The sequence below is a fragment of the Microbacterium sp. HMWF026 genome, assembly GCF_003061325.1.
Lineage (GTDB): Bacteria > Actinomycetota > Actinomycetes > Actinomycetales > Microbacteriaceae > Microbacterium > Microbacterium testaceum_E.
Map to the genome: position 1 here is coordinate 8,650 of NZ_QAJB01000360.1, position 2,675 is coordinate 11,324.

Below are 2,675 nucleotides of genomic sequence, written 5' to 3' on the forward strand. Positions count from 1 at the left end.
GCGCGCCGGAGAGCCGTACCAGCTCAGCCCCAAGCAGTTGCTGCAGCAGACGCTCGTGTCCAGCGGCACCATGACCAACCGCATCGACCGGCTCGTCGCCCGCCGGTTCGTGCGCCGTGAAGCCGACCCGGGCGACGGACGGAGCATCCTCGTGACGCTGACCGACGACGGCCGTATCCGGGTGGATGCCGCCATCACCCGCCTCGTCGACGCCGAGGCCCTGCTGCTCGAGGGTCTGGCGCGCAGCGACCGCGACCGCCTCGCGACGCTCCTTCGCAAGCTCAGCCTGGGGTTCGACGCGTGAGCGCCCCGGCTGCTCCGCTCACGCGGTGGGAGCGCGTCAAGGCCTGGTTCGACGTGCGCTTCCGCTCCCCCGCCGCCATCTACGGCCTCATCGTCTTCGCGGCGTTCGTGACGATCGCCGACGATCACGCCGAAACGGTCGGCGAGGTGCTCGAGAGCGCGGCGACGTCGCTGGTCGTCTTCTTCATCGCGCACGTCTTCGCGCACACCCTCACCGAGCACGCGACCCACGGCCTGCGGCGCGCCACCCGCGAGGGCATGCGCCACGGCGCCGGCATGCTGTACGCCTCGGTGCCGTCCGTCCTGCTGCTGATCTACGCCGCGGTGTCCGGCATGTCGGTGGACGACGCCTCCGACCTCAGCATGTGGTCGACGTTCGTCGTCCTCGGCGTGCTGGGGTACTTCGCCTACGCGCGACGCGGCGCACGCCTGGTGATGCGCCTGGTGGGCGCCTTCGCGACCGCGTGCCTGGGCATCTTCATCGTGCTGCTCGAATACGCCGTGCACTGACGATCGCTCGTCGGCGTCAGCCGATCCGCTCAGTCAGCTCGAACCACTGCAGCTCGAGCTTGTCGCGCTCGGCTTCGAGGCCCGAGATGCGTTGCATCTCGGCCCCGAGCCCGACGTAATCCGACTGATCGTGATCGGCCAGGGCCGCCTTGGCCTTGTCGATCTGCTGCTGCAGCTTCTCGATGCGCCGTTCGGTCGCGGACGCCTCTTTCTGCGCCGCGCGCAACTCGGCGCCCTGCAGACCCGGAGCAGCCGCGGCGCCGCCGCTCGCGGCCGGGCGCGAGGGCTCGGCATCCTGGAGCGACCGCAGACGCAGATACTCGTCGACGCCGCCGGGGAGGTGACGCAGCCGCGCGTCGAGGATCGCGTACTGCTGGTCGGTCACGCGCTCGAGGAAGTACCGGTCGTGCGACACGACGATCAGCGTGCCCGACCACGAGTCGAGCAGGTCCTCCATCGCGGCGAGCATGTCGGTGTCGAGGTCGTTGGTGGGCTCGTCGAGGATCAGCACGTTGGGCTGGTCGAGGATGACGAGCAGCAGCTGCAGACGCCGCTTCTGACCGCCGGACAGGTCTTTGACGGGCGTCGAGAGCTGCGCGCTCGAGAACCCGAGACGCTCGAGCAGCTGACCCGGGGTGAGCTCCTGCGCCTTGGACCCCGCGCCGAACGAGTAGGTCGTGCGCAGCGACGAGATGACCACGCGCACGGGGTCGTTCAGGTGCTGGTCGAGTTCGTCCAGGCGCTGGGTGAGGGTCGCGACCTTGACGGTCTTGCCGCGCTTGACGCGCCCGCTGGTGGGTTCGAGCGACCCGGTGACGAGGTTGAGCAGCGTCGATTTGCCCGCGCCGTTCACGCCCAGGATGCCGGTGCGCTCACCGGGCGCGATGCGCCACTCCACGTCCTTGAGGACCGTGTGATCGCCGTAGCTGACGCCCGCGTCGAGCAGGTCGACCACGTCCTTGCCGAGACGCGCGACCGCGAGGGACTGCAGGGCCACCTTGTCGCGGATCTCGGGCACGTCGGCGATCAGCTCGTTGGCCGCGTCGATGCGGAACTTCGGCTTGGACGTGCGCGCCGGCGCGCCGCGGCGCAGCCACGCGAGCTCTTTGCGGGCCAGGTTCTGACGCCGCTGCTCGATGGATGCCGCCTGCCGGTCGCGTTCGACGCGCTGCAGGATGTACGCGGCGTAGCCGCCCTCGAAGGGCTCGACGATGCGGTCGTGCACCTCCCAGGTCGCGGTGCAGATCTCGTCGAGGAACCACCGGTCGTGCGTCACGACGAGCAGGCCGCCCACGCTCGGCGCCCACCGCTTCTTGAGGTGCCCGGCGAGCCACGTGATCGCCTCGACGTCGAGGTGGTTGGTGGGTTCGTCGAGGAAGAGCACGTCCCAGTCGCCGGACAGCAGCTTGGCCAGGGCCACGCGGCGGCGCTGACCGCCGGACAGGTCGCCGAGGCGCGCGTCCCAGGGCAGGTCGCCGAGCAGGCCCGCGATCACGTCGCGCGTGCGGGCGTCGCCCGCCCACTCGTGCTCGGGCCGGTCGCCCACCACCGCGTGGCCGATCGTGTCGTCGTCGTCGAGGGTGTCCTGCTGATCGAGCACCCCCACCGTCACGCCGCCGCGGACCGTGACGCGCCCACCGTCGGGCTCGCGAATGCCGGCGAGCATGCCAAGCAGGCTCGACTTGCCGTCGCCGTTGCGGCCGACGATGCCGATGCGGTCCCCCTCGTTCACGCCGAGCGAGACGGAGTCGAAGACGACCTTGGTCGGGTATTCCAGGTGCAGGGCTTCGCCCCCGAGCAGATGTGCCATATCCGTCCCAGGCTACGCGGTGCCCAGGCCCCCGGCATCCGCTCCCCCGTCC

At 70.5% G+C, this 2,675-nt stretch carries 3 protein-coding genes; 2 read left to right on the top strand and 1 reads right to left on the bottom strand.

Translation table 11 applies throughout. From position 1 onward, the window contains the following. On the top strand, nucleotides 1-304 hold a 304-nt coding region (locus DBR36_RS18500), incomplete at its 5' end, for a MarR family winged helix-turn-helix transcriptional regulator (RefSeq protein WP_258222847.1). After that, nucleotides 301-813, top strand: coding sequence for a hypothetical protein (locus DBR36_RS13440; protein ID WP_108320177.1), 513 nt, complete (start codon nucleotides 301-303; stop codon nucleotides 811-813). The genes DBR36_RS18500 and DBR36_RS13440, both read left to right, overlap by 4 nt. A gap of 16 nt (nucleotides 814-829) precedes the next feature. Here DBR36_RS13440 and DBR36_RS13445 read toward each other — a convergent pair whose 3' ends face one another. Further along, nucleotides 830-2,623: an ABC-F family ATP-binding cassette domain-containing protein gene (locus DBR36_RS13445; protein WP_108320179.1), complete on the bottom strand. Its 1,794-nt coding sequence runs from the start codon at nucleotides 2,621-2,623 to the stop codon at nucleotides 830-832. Nucleotides 2,624-2,675 lie beyond the last annotated feature (52 nt).